Source organism: Aminipila terrae, assembly GCF_010120715.1.
In the GTDB taxonomy this organism is placed as follows: domain Bacteria; phylum Bacillota; class Clostridia; order Peptostreptococcales; family Anaerovoracaceae; genus Aminipila; species Aminipila terrae.
Genome location: NZ_CP047591.1, coordinates 2,080,196 through 2,097,347, shown reverse-complemented (window position 1 = coordinate 2,097,347; position 17,152 = coordinate 2,080,196). Strand labels below are relative to the sequence as shown.

General features: G+C 38.8%; 21 protein-coding genes and 1 riboswitch. Of the genes, 2 read left to right on the top strand and 19 right to left on the bottom strand.

Annotated elements, in window-relative coordinates:
- Window positions 1-190: 190 nt before the first annotated feature.
- The 5 genes from groL to Ami3637_RS09890 form a co-directional block, all read right to left on the bottom strand.
- A complete protein-coding gene (gene groL, locus Ami3637_RS09910) occupies window positions 191-1,816 on the bottom strand; it encodes a chaperonin GroEL (RefSeq protein ID WP_162362431.1) in 1,626 nt (541 codons plus the stop codon).
- 18 nt (window positions 1,817-1,834) lie between these two features.
- Window positions 1,835-2,113, bottom strand: coding sequence for a co-chaperone GroES (locus Ami3637_RS09905; protein WP_128746436.1), 279 nt, complete (start codon window positions 2,111-2,113; stop codon window positions 1,835-1,837).
- 183 nt (window positions 2,114-2,296) lie between these two features.
- The gene (locus tag Ami3637_RS09900; RefSeq protein WP_162362430.1) at window positions 2,297-2,983 is read right to left on the bottom strand and encodes a DUF554 domain-containing protein; all 687 of its coding nucleotides are present in this window, start codon (window positions 2,981-2,983) and stop codon (window positions 2,297-2,299) included.
- Window positions 2,984-3,003: 20 nt separating this feature from the next.
- Complete coding sequence (locus Ami3637_RS09895) at window positions 3,004-3,903, bottom strand: DNA-3-methyladenine glycosylase family protein (RefSeq protein WP_162362429.1); 900 nt, start codon at window positions 3,901-3,903, stop codon at window positions 3,004-3,006.
- 36 nt (window positions 3,904-3,939) lie between these two features.
- Entirely contained in the window at window positions 3,940-4,749 is an 810-nt protein-coding gene (locus tag Ami3637_RS09890) for an Asp23/Gls24 family envelope stress response protein (protein WP_162362428.1), read from the bottom strand.
- Window positions 4,750-4,822: 73 nt separating this feature from the next.
- Here Ami3637_RS09890 and Ami3637_RS09885 point away from each other — a divergent pair, with 73 nt between their 5' ends.
- Window positions 4,823-4,993, top strand: a complete 171-nt coding sequence (locus Ami3637_RS09885) for a 4Fe-4S binding protein (RefSeq protein WP_162362427.1) — start codon at window positions 4,823-4,825, stop codon at window positions 4,991-4,993.
- 62 nt (window positions 4,994-5,055) lie between these two features.
- Here the strand turns inward: Ami3637_RS09885 and Ami3637_RS09880 are convergent, their stop codons facing one another.
- The 14 genes from Ami3637_RS09880 to Ami3637_RS09820 form a co-directional block, all read right to left on the bottom strand.
- A complete protein-coding gene (locus Ami3637_RS09880) occupies window positions 5,056-5,727 on the bottom strand; it encodes a redox-sensing transcriptional repressor Rex (protein ID WP_330586587.1) in 672 nt (223 codons plus the stop codon).
- A 47-nt stretch (window positions 5,728-5,774) separates the two neighbouring features.
- The gene (acpP, locus tag Ami3637_RS09875) at window positions 5,775-6,005 is read right to left on the bottom strand and encodes an acyl carrier protein (RefSeq protein ID WP_162363727.1); all 231 of its coding nucleotides are present in this window, start codon (window positions 6,003-6,005) and stop codon (window positions 5,775-5,777) included.
- Between the two features lie 179 nt (window positions 6,006-6,184).
- Window positions 6,185-8,161: a ribosomal protection-like ABC-F family protein gene (abc-f, locus tag Ami3637_RS17905; protein WP_162362426.1), complete on the bottom strand. Its 1,977-nt coding sequence runs from the start codon at window positions 8,159-8,161 to the stop codon at window positions 6,185-6,187.
- A 43-nt stretch (window positions 8,162-8,204) separates the two neighbouring features.
- Window positions 8,205-9,230, bottom strand: a complete 1,026-nt coding sequence (tsaD, locus tag Ami3637_RS09865; RefSeq protein ID WP_162362425.1) for a tRNA (adenosine(37)-N6)-threonylcarbamoyltransferase complex transferase subunit TsaD — start codon at window positions 9,228-9,230, stop codon at window positions 8,205-8,207.
- The gene (locus Ami3637_RS09860) at window positions 9,227-9,460 is read right to left on the bottom strand and encodes a hypothetical protein (protein WP_162362424.1); all 234 of its coding nucleotides are present in this window, start codon (window positions 9,458-9,460) and stop codon (window positions 9,227-9,229) included. Before Ami3637_RS09860 ends, tsaD begins: the two co-directional genes overlap by 4 nt.
- A gap of 52 nt (window positions 9,461-9,512) precedes the next feature.
- A complete protein-coding gene (gene rimI / locus Ami3637_RS09855) occupies window positions 9,513-9,962 on the bottom strand; it encodes a ribosomal protein S18-alanine N-acetyltransferase (RefSeq protein WP_162362423.1) in 450 nt (149 codons plus the stop codon).
- Between the two features lie 5 nt (window positions 9,963-9,967).
- The gene (gene tsaB / locus Ami3637_RS09850; RefSeq protein WP_162362422.1) at window positions 9,968-10,717 is read right to left on the bottom strand and encodes a tRNA (adenosine(37)-N6)-threonylcarbamoyltransferase complex dimerization subunit type 1 TsaB; all 750 of its coding nucleotides are present in this window, start codon (window positions 10,715-10,717) and stop codon (window positions 9,968-9,970) included.
- Window positions 10,714-10,887, bottom strand: coding sequence for a tRNA (adenosine(37)-N6)-threonylcarbamoyltransferase complex ATPase subunit type 1 TsaE (locus Ami3637_RS18590; protein WP_330586585.1), 174 nt, complete (start codon window positions 10,885-10,887; stop codon window positions 10,714-10,716). Before Ami3637_RS18590 ends, tsaB begins: the two co-directional genes overlap by 4 nt.
- 5 nt (window positions 10,888-10,892) lie before the next feature.
- Window positions 10,893-11,147, bottom strand: coding sequence for a tRNA (adenosine(37)-N6)-threonylcarbamoyltransferase complex ATPase subunit type 1 TsaE (tsaE, locus tag Ami3637_RS18585; RefSeq protein WP_330586584.1), 255 nt, complete (start codon window positions 11,145-11,147; stop codon window positions 10,893-10,895).
- A 114-nt stretch (window positions 11,148-11,261) separates the two neighbouring features.
- The gene (locus Ami3637_RS09840; RefSeq protein WP_162362421.1) at window positions 11,262-11,801 is read right to left on the bottom strand and encodes an ECF transporter S component; all 540 of its coding nucleotides are present in this window, start codon (window positions 11,799-11,801) and stop codon (window positions 11,262-11,264) included.
- Between the two features lie 93 nt (window positions 11,802-11,894).
- A riboswitch (FMN riboswitch) is annotated at window positions 11,895-12,024 on the bottom strand.
- Window positions 12,025-12,166: 142 nt separating this feature from the next.
- The gene (locus Ami3637_RS09835) at window positions 12,167-13,507 is read right to left on the bottom strand and encodes a Sapep family Mn(2+)-dependent dipeptidase (protein ID WP_162362420.1); all 1,341 of its coding nucleotides are present in this window, start codon (window positions 13,505-13,507) and stop codon (window positions 12,167-12,169) included.
- Window positions 13,485-14,711, bottom strand: a complete 1,227-nt coding sequence (locus tag Ami3637_RS09830) for a CapA family protein (protein WP_162362419.1) — start codon at window positions 14,709-14,711, stop codon at window positions 13,485-13,487. The genes Ami3637_RS09835 and Ami3637_RS09830 overlap by 23 nt, the downstream gene beginning before the upstream one ends.
- A 17-nt stretch (window positions 14,712-14,728) precedes the next feature.
- Window positions 14,729-14,950 carry a NifU family protein gene (locus Ami3637_RS09825; protein ID WP_162362418.1) on the bottom strand — a complete coding sequence of 74 codons (222 nt, stop codon included), beginning with the start codon at window positions 14,948-14,950 and terminating at the stop codon, window positions 14,729-14,731.
- A 97-nt stretch (window positions 14,951-15,047) separates the two neighbouring features.
- Window positions 15,048-16,220 (bottom strand): ABC transporter substrate-binding protein, encoded by a 1,173-nt coding sequence (locus Ami3637_RS09820; RefSeq protein WP_456298128.1) that lies wholly within the window; start codon window positions 16,218-16,220, stop codon window positions 15,048-15,050.
- Between the two features lie 355 nt (window positions 16,221-16,575).
- On the opposite strand from Ami3637_RS09820, the gene Ami3637_RS09815 reads away from it, so the two are divergent.
- Window positions 16,576-17,124 carry a rubredoxin-like domain-containing protein gene (locus Ami3637_RS09815; protein WP_162363726.1) on the top strand — a complete coding sequence of 183 codons (549 nt, stop codon included), beginning with the start codon at window positions 16,576-16,578 and terminating at the stop codon, window positions 17,122-17,124.
- The last annotated feature ends 28 nt before the right edge of the window (window positions 17,125-17,152 follow it).

Here is a 17,152-nt window from a genome sequence, read left to right as displayed (position 1 = left end):
CTTAGTACCCTGCCTTTAACTGCTTATTATCTTTTTACTCTAACATAACCAAATCTATATTTCAATTAAATATTAAATTGCACAAACTTATTTAATATTTGTAAATTCACAAAAAAACAAGATGTCTCAGAAAGATTATCTGAGACATCCCCTGCATGTTATATTTTGATTTTGCTGAGTTTTATAAACCCTACATCATTCCTGGCATACCGCCGCCCATTGGAGGCATAGCCGGTTCATCTTTCTTTATATCTACAATACCAGCTTCGGTTGTAAGAAGCATTGCAGATGCAGATGAAGCATTCTGAAGTGCTGATCTAGTAACCTTAGCAGGATCTACGATACCAGCGCTAATCATGTCAACATATTCTTCTGTTGATGCATTGAATCCCACACCAATCTTGCTGCCTTTAACTTCTGCAACAATAACAGAACCTTCAAATCCAGCATTTTCAGCTATCTGTCTAACTGGTTCTTCCAGTGCTCTCATGATAATTGCAGCACCAGTCTTTTCATCCCCTGAAAGGGTTTCAACATATTTCTTAACAGCTGGAATTGCGTTAACAAGAGCAACACCACCACCAGCAACAATACCTTCCTCTACAGCAGCCTTTGTTGCATTCAGAGCATCTTCAATTCTTAATTTTCTTTCCTTCAGTTCAGTTTCTGTTGCAGCACCTACCTGGATTACAGCTACGCCGCCTGCCAGTTTTGCCAGTCTTTCCTGAAGCTTTTCCTTGTCAAAATCGGAAGTTGATTCATCATACTGGTGCTTGATCTGCTTAATTCTACTCTGGATTTCTTCTGCATTACCAGCTCCATCAACGATAACAGTATTTTCTTTAGTTATCTTAACTGATGCAGCAGTACCTAACATATCTAAAGTAGCTTCTTTTATGTCGTAACCAACTTCTTCAGAAATTACTGTACCACCAGTTAAAACAGCGATGTCTTCCATCATAGCCTTTCTTCTGTCACCGAAGCCAGGAGCCTTAACAGCTACACAGTCGAAAGTACCTCTTAGCTTATTCACTACTAATGTGGCAAGAGCTTCACCATCAACATCTTCAGCGATAATCAGAAGCTTTCTTCCCTGCTGAACAATCTGTTCCAGAATAGGAAGTATGTCCTGTATATTTGAAATCTTCTTATCTGTTAATAAAATGTAAGGGTTCTGCATGTTAGCTTCCATCTTTTCAGTGTCATTTACCATGTAAGCGGATAAATAACCTCTGTCAAACTGCATACCTTCCACTACTTCCAGAGTTGTACCCATGGATTTTGATTCTTCAACAGTAATAACACCATCTTTACCAACCTTTTCCATAGCCTCTGCAATAAGTTCTCCGATATTTGAATCTGCAGCTGAAACAGATGCAACCTGAGCAATGCTTCCTTTGCTTTCAACTGGCTTTGAAATATTCTTGATTTCTTCAACAGCCACGTCCACTGCTCCCTGGATACCTCTCTTTAATACCATTGGGTTCGCTCCAGCGGCAACGTTTTTAAATCCTTCTTTAATGATAATCTGCGCAAGTAGTGTAGCAGTAGTAGTACCATCACCTGCCACGTCATTTGTTTTAGTTGCAACTTCTTTAACAAGCTGTGCACCCATGTTTTCTACTGCATCTTCAAGTTCGATTTCTCTTGCAATAGTAACACCGTCATTTGTAATAAGTGGTGAACCAAATTTCTTTTCAATAAGAACATTTCTGCCCTTAGGTCCTAATGTAATTTTTACAGTATTTGCAAGCTTATCAACACCAGTCTGTAATTTTCTTCTAGCATCTTCTCCATAATGTAAATCCTTAGCCATTTTCAATTCCCCTCTTTCTTATTCTACAATTGCCAAAATATCTTTCTGGCTCATAATGGTGTATTCCTCACCTGCGTATTTGATTTCAGTCCCGGCATACTTTGAGAATACTACCTTGTCGCCAGCTTTTAATTCCATTTTTTCTTCTTCTGTTCCAGGTCCTACAGCAACCACTTCTGCCATCTGTGGCTGTTCTTTAGCCTGGCCTGGAAGAACGATACCGCTCTTGGTCTTTTCTTCTGCTTCAACCATCTTAATTACTACTCTAGCGCCAAGTGGCTTAATTCCAAAACTCATTTTTCATACCTCCTGTTGTTTGATATATATAATTTTATTATTTATGTTTTTGTTAGCACTCATTATCCCTGAGTGCTAACTATATTTTAAACTAATCTTTCCCAATGTCAATACTTTTTTTTAATTTTATGGATAAAAATAGTACGACAACAAAGTCAAGCACTATATTTCCAATAAATATTATTATGTAAACATTTTCTCGAGAGCGATAAACAGCCACGGCAAAAATATAGCGGGTATCAGATTGGCAACCTTAATTTCCCTGACTTCCATGAAATTAAAGCCTATACCTGCAATTAAAAGACTTCCTACAGCAGACATTTCTGTAATGATATCCTCCGTAAGCATTCCTTTCATAAAAGTTGCCCCTAGGGCAATGCCCCCTTCATAAATAAGCACCGGAATTGCAGAAAATATCACACCAGCCCCCATTTGTGAGGCAAATACCACAGCGATTACTCCATCCAGTATGGCTTTGGCAAACAAGGTTTCACAATCTCCCTGCAGTCCACTTTCCAGTGACCCTACTATGGCCATGGACCCCGTACAGAATAAAATGGATGCATTCACAAACCCTTTAGCGAAGTTACCTTCTGAAAATCCCAGCTTTTTCTCTGCCCATTTCCCAAATCTGTTCATCTGCAAATCAATATTGATTGCTTCCCCTACAATAGCTCCAATTACCAGGCTTAGAATCAGAATCATTACCCTCTTATTTTCTAATGCTCCGGATATTCCTATGTATATAAGAGAAAGAGCAATAGCCTTCATGACCAGATTTTCAAATCTTTCAGGTACCCCTTTTATTACATACGTTCCTGCCAGCCCACATACAATGATAGCTGCAGCGTTTACTATTGGTCCAAGCATGTGTAACACCATCTCCCTACTTATTTCTCCAACTGCCTTATGTGATAGAATAAATACTGCTGCGCTATGCCTCCATATTGTCCAAAGTTTTCACTGGCATAATCCGACATACTTTTCATATCATTTTCCTCTATACCATATAGTCTGTGCATCACACGACGAACCCACACATCAATAGGAAAACTCTCGTGTTTTCCCATACCAAACAGTAAAATACAATTTGCGACCTTAGGTCCTACACCACATAAACTCATTAAATACTCATAGCCCTTTTGGGTCTCTGCGTGGCAAAGCTGCTCCAGTGTCAGCAAATCCGTGTGCTCTTCTTTTAAGTGGCTGGCATTGTCAGCAGCAATTCTTCTGGCAGTTTCTATTATATATTTTGCCCTGTATCCCAGTTTAACAGGGGCTAAGTCAACTTCCGTCAATTGAGCCAGGGCTTCAGGCTTGGGAAAAGCGAAATATCTTTTTCCTCGAAAATTTCCTGCACTCTCTCCGAACATTTCACACAAGCCTTCAATACATTTTTTGATTCTGGGAATATTATTGTTCTGGGATATGATAAAAGACACCAGGGTCTCCCATGGATCTTGTTTTAATATTCTTATTCCCTGTCCGGATTTTATGGCCTCAGCCATAATTAAATCTTTTTCCCCTAAAACAGCCTTTATCTGCCCATAGTCCCTGTCTAAATCCAGATAGGATTTCCAGTATTGATTAAATTCCTTTTCGTCAATATTATCTATAGAAAGCCTGCCCTGGTTCTCTTCTTCTTTATCTATTTCAAAACATATATTTACTGGTCTCCCAAAGGCTATACCCGTATAGCTTCCATCTTCCTCTTTGTTCCATCGAAAGCACTGCCCACAATCAAATATGTGGTCCAGATTAAAATCTCTGACTTTTTCTGTGACTACCATTGTTTTCTCCAAGTCCGTTTTTCCTGCATTTATAATTTATACTAATCCTTTAACCTCTACATCTACAGAATGAATATTAAAAGCCGTCATATAGGCTACATGCTCGGTAATTTCCCTTTGCAGCTCCCGGGCACATTCCATAACCTGATTTCCATAGTTCATATTCACTGTAACTGTTAATCCTATACCTGTTTTGGTGTTCTGGGTAAGTACCCTCACTATTGAATGAACGCCCTCGTTCTTTTCTCCCAGATAGTATACAATATCATTCACAACTTTATCAGAAATAAAGAATTCACCCAGATAACTGTATGTAGGCCTGACTACAGACCTTTCCTGGATGTTTTCTTTGGTTCCAAAGCCAAACCCCCTGATCATACGGATTGGGTGAAGGAAATACCCTGAAAAATCCGTTTTCAGTTGACCTGCTGGTGCAGGAATGACATGTTTGCCCAGTTCCACCCTTTGCTTTCGGGCTGCTGTTCTCTGAGCTTCCGTTGTAATATCTTCAATAAAAATCCGTTCTTCTATCTCTGGTAGTTCCAGCCTCTCAGCAATTTTGTTCACCATTCCCGTAGAAGTACCTAATATTAGTATCTTATCCGGATTAATCTCTTTAATTTTTTTGGCAACAGTTTGACGATGTTCTTCATCTGTAAATAAGGCTGTTTTTATGGCCCCGATTTTTGTCGTCTGCCGCTTGGCGGACTGACCCTGTAAAATCCGGCTCTCATATATAAACAGGCCGTCATCAATAATGGCAGGGATGTCCTTTCTGCCGCATAATGACATAGCCTGATAACTCTTCCCAGTTCCGCTTTTTCCGACAAGAGAATAAACTTTCATCTTTACTTCTCCATTTCCCTTTGATATAATCTAATTGGCTTTTGAGCACTTTAAAAAAGGAGGATTATCAACAATGGCTTACAAAATTACAGATGCTTGCATCAACTGCGGAGCTTGCGACCCAGAATGTCCTGTAGAAGCAATTTCTGAGGGTGACGGCGCTAGAGTTATAGATGCTGACAAGTGTATTGATTGTGGTGCATGCGCTAATGCATGTCCTGTTGATGCTATCGTAGAAGGTTAATCTATTATAAGTTCTACTATAACAAATAACCGTTTCTTTTGAAACGGTTATTTTCATATTTTCTATTCAAAATAATGATTTCTATTAATATGATATGCCAGTGAATGTAGCCCGTCACTTAAGTGGACATTTTCTACTGCAACAGTTTCTGGAACTTCCAAATCTACAGCGGCAAAATTCCATATGCCTTTTACACCAGCAAAGGACATTTTATCTGCCACTTCCTGTGCTGCATCTTTCGTTGTACAGATAATTCCTATATCAATACTGTTATCTTCAATATACGGTACCAGTTCTTCGCAGTCACGTACATCGATATCATTTATCTTTATTCCTACAAGCTTTGGATTTACTTCAAATAAAGAACATACAACAAATCCTGCTTTATAATATGAAGTATGATTCGCAATGGCCTGTCCCAGATTTCCTGCTCCTACAATAACCATTTTATATTCTTTATCAAGCCCCAAAATGCTGCTGATTTCATTATATAATGCTTCCACGTTGTAGCCATAACCCTGTTGACCGAAGCCCCCAAAATTGTTAAGGTCCTGTCTGATCTGAGAAGCTGTATACCCGATTAAATCACTTAACTCTCTTGAAGAGATTTTATCAACACCTTTTCTTTTGAGCTCATTAAGATATCTTCTATATCTAGGTAACCGCTTAATTACCGCATTTGATATTTTTGAACCTTTTTTCATTTTCACAAATTCCTTTTTATATCCAGCCATATTCAATAATAACGAAAACCCGCTATCTGCGGGCTTTCATCTGATGACTAGTTTAATTTTTCTTCAACGTACTTAACAATGTCACCAACGCACTGGAACTTTTCAGCGTCTTCATCTGGAACTTCGATGTCAAATTCATCTTCGATTGCCATGATTATTTCTACTGCATCCAGTGAATCAGCTTCTAAATCTTTCATAAGATGAGTGTCAAGAGTAACTTGTGCTTCGTCTACGCTTAACTGCTCAATAATAATTTCCTTTATTTTGTCAAATGTCATATAACTAACCTCCATACTTTAGAAACTATATATTTCCTATACATTTCACTCAATTTCATTTTTTTCTATGTCCTATTGACTAAAATTCATTATAATTTACTACTATAGGATATGCAAGAGCATTTTTAAAAATTTTTGTATAATTTTTAACACAAATTAACACAATTTTTTCACAATAATTATTCCTGCTCTTCCTGTATTAAAAGCCAATTATCATAGGTTTCGGAAAGCCTGGCTTTGCAAGTCTCACTTTTATCGTGGTATTCTGCAAGGAGTATGTGATTACTGAAAACCTCTTGTTTGCACATTTCTTTTTCCAAATCTGCAATTTGTTTTTCCAGTGTTGCTATTTCCTCTTCCAGCTTTTTTTGCTCCCGTTCCTTTCTTCTAGCTTTTGCTTCAAGCTCCTTATTTATTCTTCTTTGTTCACTGGAACTCAGGTTTTTAAACTCTGATTCCTCCGAAACCTCTTCATCTTTTAAGCTTTGAACGCTGCTCAACTCATTTAAATATTTTTTTCCTGACACAATTTCCTGCTTTTTTTCCATGTAATAATCATACGAACCCAGATATGCTGTCATGCCATCTGTATCCAGTTCCATGATTCTGGTAGGAACCTTGTTTAAGAAATATCTGTCATGGGATACGACAATGACCGTACCAGGAAACTCCAGCAGGGCATCTTCAAATACTTCCTTTGAAGTAATATCCAGATGATTGGTCGGCTCATCCAGAATCAGCACATTTGAACCAGAAAGCATCAGTTTCAGCAGGGAGAGCCTTGCCTTTTCTCCACCACTTAAAGTTCCTACATTTAAAAATACGCTTTCATTTTTAAATAGAAATCTTCCCAGCATGCTTCTCATTTCTGTGTCCGTGTAGAGTCTGTACGAATCTTTCATTTCATCAAAAACTGTATTGGAAGGATTCAGATTCTGCTGTTCCTGATCATAATACCCGAATTGAACATTATGCCCTATCTTTAGCCGCCCGCCATCAGGTTCAAGCTCATTCATGAGGATTTTAAGCAAGGTAGTTTTACCCACACCATTTGCTCCTACTATGCAAATTCTCTCACCCCTTTTTATGTCAAAATCTACATTTTTAAACAGCTCTTTTCTCTGCATGCCATAGCCAAATCCTTTTTGCAGACCTTCTCCCAAAGCCACATCATTTCCGCTCTTAAACTGCTGTTTAAAATGTATTTTCATTTTGCCCACAAGAGCCTCTGGCTTTTCCACAAGCTCAATCTGGGCTAGCCGTTTTTCTCTGGATTGGGCGCGCTTAGCCAGTTTTTCTGTACCATGTTGCTTAAACCTTCTGATGATTTCTTCCTGTCTGGCTATTTCTTTCTGCTGTCCTTCATATTTCCTTAGTTCTTCTTCCCGTCTCTGTCGTTTTTTCTCTGCGTATTCAGAATATCCACCCTGATATGTATACAACTTATGGTTTTCCACTTCAAAGATACGGTTAACCGTCTGATCCAGAAAATATCGGTCATGGGATATTAATATAATTGTTCCACTATAGGACTTGAGATACTGCTCCAGCCATTTTAAGGTTCCAATATCAAGATGGTTGGTCGGCTCGTCTAAAAATAAGATATCTGGTTTCTTTAAAAGAAGACAGGCCAGTGCCAGCCTGGTTTTTTCTCCACCACTTAGCATGGATATCTTTTTATGATAAAAATCTTCTGTAAAAGCCATGCTATTTAATATGCCATTTATTTCACTTTTATAACTATAACCGTTACATCTGTTATAAGCTTCCATGATTTCATCATATCTTTGCAGAAGTTTATCTACATTTTCTTCTTTTGAAGACTTGTCCGAAATTTCATGGGACAACTCAGCCATTTCCTTTTCCATGTCAGCTATATGGCTGAAGATAGCTGAAACTTCTTCTATTAGTGTCTTATCTGAATCAAAATTCTGACTTTGTTTTAAGTATCCGATACTTGTATTCGCGGAAATAAATACATTTCCATCGTCATATGGCATTTCTCCACATAATATATTCAGCAAGGTGGTCTTTCCTGCACCATTGTTGCCTACTATGCCAATCCTGTCTCCCTGATTTACATGAAAAGAGACATCTTTAAGAATTACATCCACGCCATATACCTTCATTATATTCGTTGCTGAAAGTATTATCATTTCATATCTCCGTTTTTTAATTTTCGTTACAGAATTTTGCAGTTTAAATGTCTGTAAGTGGTAAATTTGGATAGGCATCCAAGGTTAAATCACTGCAAAATCCCGCTTTGTATTTGTAATATGCAGCACATCCAATCATAGCTGCATTGTCTGTACATAAAATAGGTGCAGGACAGTAAAGTTTAATTCCGTTCTCTCCGCACTTCTCCGTGAGCATTTCCCGAAGCCTGCTGTTTGCAGCCACTCCTCCTGCCAGCACAATCTTATCCTTTTTCATTTTTATGGCTGCATCCACAGCTTTTGTGACAATTACATCCAGAACTGCCTGCTGAAAGCTGGCTGCAACATTGGCAATGTTCACTTCTCTGCCTGCCTGTTTTTCTGAATTGATGTAATTCAGTACACCTGTCTTTATACCGCTGAAACTGAAATCATAGCTACCCTTTTCAAGAAACACCCTCTTAAATGGAATAGCTTCCGCATCTCCTTCTTTTGAAATTTTATCAATTAAAGGCCCTCCTGGATATCCCAGTCCCAGAACTCTTGCGACTTTATCAAAGGCTTCTCCGGCAGCATCATCCCGGGTGCCGCCCAGTACTTTAAAAGAGTTGTAATTTTCTACTTCTACGATATTTGTATGCCCCCCTGAAACAACCAAAGCCATAAAAGGTGGCTCTAAATCAGGGTACTGTATGTAGTTGGCACTAATGTGCCCTTGTATATGATGTACTCCTACTAAAGGAATGTTTTTGGCAAAAGCGTACGCCTTTGCAGATGCTAAGCCAATCAACAGCGCCCCCACAAGTCCAGGTCCGTAAGTTACACCGATTAAGTCCACATCATCCAGCGTAACACCTGCTTCCATCAAGGCCTGAGTTGTTACATTATTGATGTTTTCCAGATGATGTCTGGATGCAATTTCGGGTACAACTCCTCCAAAAACCTGATGTACTTTTATCTGCGAGGAAATAACATTGGAAAGCACTTCCCTTCCTTCAAGAAGTAAGGCTACCGAAGTCTCATCACAGCTTGACTCAATTGCCATTGTTAAAAATTTTCCGTTTTTCATTCCATACTCCCATTATGTGTATCTGCACGTGCAATACATTTGTTATCTGAAGATAAATGTCTGCAGTTTTCACATGACATGTAATCCGACATATTAAATGTGCTGAAATCGTGCCTTCTCTCAAATCGGCTGCAATTTGATACAGGATTGCTCATGTCATCATAATAGTCTTCACTGCTGTTATAGTAATAATTATCTCTGTTTCTGTTATTGCCATAGTAAACTGTCATTTTACAAACCTCCAAAATACTTTTTATCTTAGTATTTCAAAGGTAATTTGTTTTATTCATGAGTACGCCACATAATTATAGCGTTTTCACCATTATCCAGATAATAGCCTTTTCGGATGCCCGCCGGCTTAAAGCTGAATTCTTTATATAAGTTCTGTGCTGGCAGATTGGATTCTCTTACTTCCAGGGTAAAACTGTTCAATCCATTACCTTCTCCAGTCTCTATTAAAACTGTAATAATAGCTCTTCCGATTCCTCTTCGTCTATATGCTGGAGAGACGGCCACATTAGTGATGTGTCCTTCGTCGAAAACAGCCCACAATCCTGCATATCCCACAATTTTATCATCCGTTTCAGCAACTATATAAAATGCCCTTTCATTTTCCATAATCTCACTTTTAAAAGACTCTTCACTCCATGGATCTGCAAAGCACACTTTATCCAGTTCTGCCATAGACTTAATGTCCCGCTCCTCTGCACTTCGGATAATCAATTCACTCATAGGGCTCACCGTTTATCCTGAGCCGCTTTTGCTTCATCTAACTTTCTTTCTGCTTCGGCTTTTCTCATATAATTAGGTCTGAGATCATTAAACTGGCACATTTTTCCCTCTTTATACAATTCAAGAGCAAGTTTTGCAACAGAGGATGATTTTTGATAGCGTGCTTCAGCATCTGCAAAGTTAATTTGTATATTGCTATTTAACGATGAATTTTGCCACTCCTCGATTTGAGACTGATATGCTTCGACACCATCTCCAAAAAAAGTTACTTCATTCTGTTCTTTTTCTAAAACCTGTGCCAGCAAATCCAGAATTTCCGAAAGCATATAAGCCTTTCCTTCTACCACTTCCTGAATCGAATGACTGTCACCCCATTTATAGGCTCCCCCATATACCTGGTTCCTTCTGGCATTGAAAATAGGGCAGTAAATACCCTGGTATTCTTCTTTGTTAAAAAGGAAAGATTTTAGGGTTGGTACGCTGATACATTCTAACTTCAATGCCTGTGCCAGTGCCCTGGCAGAAGAAACACCTATCCTGATACCAGTAAAAGAACCTGGTCCTTCAGATGCTGCGATTGCTGTCAAATCGTTTATATGCAATTTACTTTTTTCGAGCACCTTCTCCACCATGGGCATTAAAAACTGCAGATGATTCAGCGTTTCCCTGCAAACTTCCTCAAAAATCTGACCCTTTTCATTGATTACTGCCACCGATGCCGCAGCCCCGGTGGTTTCAATGGCTAATATATTCATAGACCCGCCTCCAGTCCTTTTATGTCGTAAATTCTTTCCCCTTCATTCTGTCCATAGGTAATATTAATAACAAGGGCATCTTCCGGAATAATCTCTGTTATTAAGTCTGCCCATTCTACGATGCACACCCCTTTTCCAAAGAAATATTCCTCATAGCCAAGTTCAAACATTTCTTCTATATCATTGATTCTATACACGTCAAAATGATAAAGAGGCAGCCGCCCTGGTAATATTCCTGGACAATAGTAAAAGTAGGGCTTGTAATTGTTTCCTTAATTCCAAGTCCTTCTGCAATATATTTGGTAAGTGCTGTTTTGCCTGTTCCCAAATCGCCAATCAGCGCCACAACGCTTCCCGGCATCAGCTTATCCGCAAGCCTTAGCCCAAATTCTTTTGTTTGTTTCTCATCTTTTATAATTAATTTACTCATACCTTTTATTGTACCACATAATTTATTTTAATAAAATATTAAAAGTATACATAAATAAAATGCCCTGACTGACTCAGGGCATTTTATTATCTTAACATATTAATCATAATCTGGCTATTTATGTAAAAATCCAGCTATCCTTTTATATAGGAAGAAAGTTATTACCGAATTCACTCCGGCTTTTATCAGATTAAATAGTACAATAAACGGCATTACCTTCATAACTGCGCTTAAGGGCCAACCCGTAAACAGGGGTGTAACAATCATATTGGCTATCACCATTACCACAGTCATGGTAATAACACCAGCACAAAGGGCTATTACCGCTTCTTTTTTATTCTTTCTGCCCTTGTACAACATTCCTGCAACTAATACAAAGGAACCCGTAGCTAAAATATGCATGATAATGCCATACAAACCACTGATGGCACTTACCGTTGTTCCCTGGATTACAGCAGTAACGATTGCCAGCAGAAGGCCCGCCATTGGTCCAAAGGCAAATGTACCAATAAAAATCGGAATATCCGCAGGATCATATTCTAAAAATGTTGCGGCCGGGAAAATAGGAAAGTGTACTAAATATACCAAAACTACTGAGATTGCCACAAGCATACCCATTTTGGCCATTTTAACTGTTTTGTTTCGTGATGTCATTTTTAATCCTCTCAATCTTTTCTAAATAATAAAAAAACCCTGAGATTTCTCTCAGGGTATGCTGCATTGAAATAAAAGCACGTCAATTAAACATGCCTGTTTCTTTCATCCGGACTATACCGTCGGTATGGGAATCTGACCCATTCTGCTTTTCAGCTCGCGGACTCGTAGTATAAAACTCATTACCGCCGGTGAGGACTTACACCTCCCCCTGAAACAATTCTGCATATTATTATATACTTAGTGTGTTAATCTGTAAATAGCATCTGCAAAAATTTTCGCATTTAAAACTAATTTGTCGATTTCAATACATTCATTTTTTTGATGTGATGAATCAAAATCACCAGGAAATATGCTTCCGAAAGCTACGATATTCTTTGCAGCTCTGGCATAAGTTCCCCTCCTATAAGAATAGGCTCTCTTTCCGTATCTCCCGTATGCTCTCCATAGATTTCCATTAATGTTTTAATCATGGGATGATCCTTTGGCATGTAAATAGGATCCTGGTTTTTTATTTTTATGACCCCCATATTATACTTGTTAATAACAGGCATCATAGCCTGATAAACTGTGTCATCATTGAAGGTAACAGGGTACCTTATGTTTATAGTAAGAATTAACGCTTCTCCTTCAAGGTCCACCTTGCCCACATTAAATACCAGTTTTCCTGAAGCTTCATCAGAAAGCCCACATCCCATGGCACTCCCGTCCAGTTCGAAGCCAATATGTTTGTTATAAAACTCTACAAATTCATTTACGTCATCATTTATTATGTCAATTTTACCTAAAAAGTCCATTAATACTGAAACGGCGTTGGTTCCGTCTTCCGGGGTAGCTCCATGGGCAGAAACACCTTGCACTACTATTTCTAAGCTCTTACCAACACCTTTACAGTTTAATTTAGCTCCATAGGCATGCTGTCCCTCTTCAGCACAATTTTGATCCCTGTATTGGGATGCCAGTTCTTTTACTTTGTCATAGGCTTCCATTTTATCTGCTCTGACCACGGCTCTGGCATAATCCGCTACGGAATTAGGTGCGTTACCCCCGGTGAGGCTCCTGAGTTCCAGTCCCTTTCCTGCACTTTTGCCGATTTTTTTAGCCAGCTGAAAAACCAGAATTCCCTTCTCAGCATATATAGCCGGATATTCAGCATCCGGAGTAAATCCAAAATCTGGTGCCTTCACCTTTGATAAGTAATGGTACATACCTTTCCAGTTGGTCTCTTCATCCAGTCCAAGAATCAGCCTTACCTTTTTTTCAGGCATGTATCCGCTGTCTCTAAGTGCCTTCATGGCATAGTATGCAGCTACAACCGGTCCCTTATTATCTATTGTTCCTCTTCCATAAATCCTGCCATCCGCTATAACTCCTCCGTATGGTTCATATTCCCAGTCAGAACCCTCTGGTACCACATCCAGATGGCCTATAATACCCATTACCTCGTCACTGGTGCCAGTAATCTGTCCTTCCTCATCAAGAATATAACCGCCGAATTCAATGTGTCCCCCGTAATTGTCTGCATTTTCTGTGTCAAATCCTTCGGATTCCGCTTTTTTCATCATGTAATCAAAAGCTTCAGCCACACCTTTGCCAAAAGGGGCATCTTTAGCAGGTTTATCCTCTACACTCTTGATTGATACCAGTTCCTGAAGGGTTCTCACCATTTCATCTTTCGATTCATCAATGCGTTTCAAGTATTCCATTTGCATCCTCCAATGCAGCTTCTGCTCTGGATATATGTCCAGAAGCTTTCAGCGTTTCATTATTTTGCAGGTTTTCATCTAAAGGAATAATTTCGTAAATTGGTCTTCCACCTGAATTATATTTTTCCACCCAGGTAGGTACTGCACTCATTTTCACATTAGTTGCTTTACCTTGTGATTTGTCATATTGCAGATTTACCTTTGCAATTATTCCTTCTTCAGTATATCTGTTATTTAAGGTTTCTATTCTCTGATTTGATATAAAATTTCCCATACTGTAGAATACCGGAACGGTTTTACCGGTAGTCTGGTTTTTTATGTAATCCATTTCCTGAAGTACATGAGGATGTGATGCAAATATTATATCCACATCCATATTGTCTACACTTTTCTCCGCTATGTATTTCTGCCACTTATTCGCAGAATTCTGATATTCTTCTCCCCAGTGGTAGTACAATATAACAATTTCTGCTCCTGCCTTCCTGGCTTCTTCACAGGTGTTCTTGATCTGAGCCAGATCATGGTCGATTGTATCGTAGCTAAAGGAATTAATCAGTTGTGCATTCTCAGGAGAAATAACACTTCCATTTATTGCAGTACCGGAACCACCTGTTGACGTTTCAAAAGTATACGCTACTACAGCAACTTTTACACCCTTTACGTCTGTAATGGCGTACCGTTTTTCCTGATTATCAAGTCTGCTCCCCACAGTTTCAAATCCTTTGGACCTTAGTACTTCAAGGGTCCTCTTCATCCCAGGGCCTCCCCTGTCCATCATATGGTTGTTTGAAGTTATAGCCACATCAAAGCCAGTATCTTTTAGTGCATCCGCTAATTCATCCGGGGCACAGAAGTCGGGATACCCTGAATACGGCGCTCCTGCAAAAGTTGTTTCAACATTGCACAGAGCCAGGTCTGCCTGACTTATGTAATCTTTAACATATTTATAATTATTTGTATAATCGTATTTACCTGTACTTGCATCATACTGACACTCTATCTGTGGTTTGTGCACCATAACATCCCCTACACAAAGGATATTTAAATCAATAGGCTGTTCAGTCTGTTGAACTCCTGGCCCTGCAGACTGCTTCACTTCCTTGCCGCATCCACTAAAAAGCAGTGGTAATGCGATCAGGCACCCCACTGCAATTAAAGTAATCAGAAGCGCTGTAAACCGATTTTTTCTTTCAGCGTTTTCCATATCTATTCCTTACTAAACTAAACGTTTTCTACTCCTGCAATTTCAGGGTATGATTCTTTTAATAGTTTTTCAACAACTGCCTTCAGTGTCATGGTTGCACCAGGGCATCCTGCACAGTGTCCCTGTAATCTTACTTTAACAATGTTTTCAGGTGTCAGTTCAACAAATTCGATATCTCCTCCGTCTCTCTGTAAGAAAGGTCGGATATTTTCTAAAGCTTCTTTTATTTTTTCTTCCATGGTAATTTCTCCTTTTTTCTACTTTTTATTATTCTACCACAAAAACAATTTTTTCAATAGAATATTATGCTTTTTTCCTGCTAAAAAATGTAGTTATTTAATACATACTTACAATGTCAGGCTCCATTGTATAAGCCGATATGGCCTGTCCTCCTACAATTTTCTTTACAACCACAGATTTGATAGGATCTCCGTTCATATCAAATGTGATAGTTCCTGAGGCTCCCGGAAATTCTCTTGTGTTTGCAATAACTTTTCTAAGAGCTTCTCCATTCAGGGCAGTACCTGCCTTGTTTAAGGAATCCACTGCAATCATATAAGCGTCAAAACCAAGAGCAGCCGCACTTTCTGGAACAGCGTCCTGTCCATACTTGGCTTTATAAGCTTTTTTAAAGTTGTCAGACATAATCGTAGTATTTGTATTTGGGTCAAAGATAGTTGAGAATGAAACATTCTGCACTGCTTCTTTGCCTGCCAGTTCCATTAATTTCGTTGAATCCCATTGGTCCGTTCCTAAAAATAAAGCAGTGACGCCCATCTTTTTTGCCTGCTTCAGGATTTCAGCTGCTTCTTCTAATTTTACAGGTAAAAAAACAACCTGAGCACCTGATTCTTTTATTTTTTTCAAATCTTCTGTAACCTGTTTTTTCTTATCAGCTTCATAATCACAGGAAACCACTACTGCGTTGGCATTTCCTGTCATTTGTATAAATTTATCTGAAAACGTCTGTGAAACGGCTATGGCATAATCATCATTCTCAGGCCTCATAATGGCTGCAGAACTGGCCTTCAACGCTTCTACTGAATACTTTGCCAGGGCAACACCCTGAAAAGAATCCAGTAAGCAAACCCTGAAATAAAAAGGGTTATAACTTGTCACCAGCGGATTTGTATTGGTTATGGCTATAGCCGGCAGCTTAGCCTTTTCAAAGGTGCTTACTGCAGCAAGGGAGTTGGCACTTCCATAACTGCCAAGAACAATAGAAACTCTTTTATCTACTAATTCCTTGGCTACACTTTCTGCTACATTCATATCGGATTTATTGTCCCCATAAACAAGTTCCACTTCTTTTCCCAGAGCCTTTGGAAACATAGTATGGGCCAGCTCAATACCCCTGGCTTCCATCTCTCCCATTTCCTTGTCTTTCCCACTTAAGGGTTCAAAAACGCCGATTCGGACAGTTGATTCCGGCTCTTCCTCTTTATCTATAAAAGTACTTTTAAAATTTTCAAAGGTGGCACACCCTGTAAGATTTAAAACAAGTACCATGACTGTGGCAAGCAGGGCTGCTTTTCTGATTCCCTTACTTCTATTATGTTGTTTTGAGTTATTAAAAATTTTAGTCATATTGTCTTTCCCCTTTACCCTTGCAATATTACTTACAGTAATATAACACTCCTATGATACCAAATTACAGGTACTTTTTCAAGCTGTTTGCCATAGACTGCCTGCTTAATTTGTGGTTGAAAAAATTTTTTAGAAAAATATGTTTAATCTATTATTTTCAAGGTATAAATGAAGTATAATCAATTCAATAAGGTATCACCCATATGGATATGTATCTATATTTTTTATTGGGTGATCACATATTAAAGAAAAAATCTATAGGAAAATGGAGGATGGAATTATGAAATGGACTTGTTCAGTTTGCGGTTATACTTATGAAGGTGCTGAGGCTCCGGAAAAATGTCCACAGTGCGGAGTAGGCGCAGAAAAATTTGTTAAGGTTGAAGAAGGTGCAAGACAGTGGGCTGACCAGCATGTTGTTGGTGTTGCTAAGGGTGTTGATCCTGAAATCATCGAAGGCTTAAGAGCAAACTTCACAGGGGAATGTACAGAAGTAGGTATGTACCTTGCAATGGCAAGAGTTGCACATAGAGAAGGATATCCTGAAATTGGTCTTTATTGGGAAAAGGCAGCTTGGGAAGAAGCAGAACATGCATCTAAATTTGCAGAACTGTTAGGTGAAGTTGTTACTGATTCAACTAAGAAAAACCTAGAAATGAGAATCGAAGCTGAAAATGGTGCATGTGCTGGTAAGAAGGCTCTTGCTACATTAGCTAAGCAGCAGAATCTGGATGCTATCCATGACACTGTTCATGAAATGGCTAAAGATGAAGCAAGACATGGTTGTGCATTTGAAGGACTTTACAACAGATACTTCGGCAAGTAGTTAAACCCATTATAAAAAAATAATATAA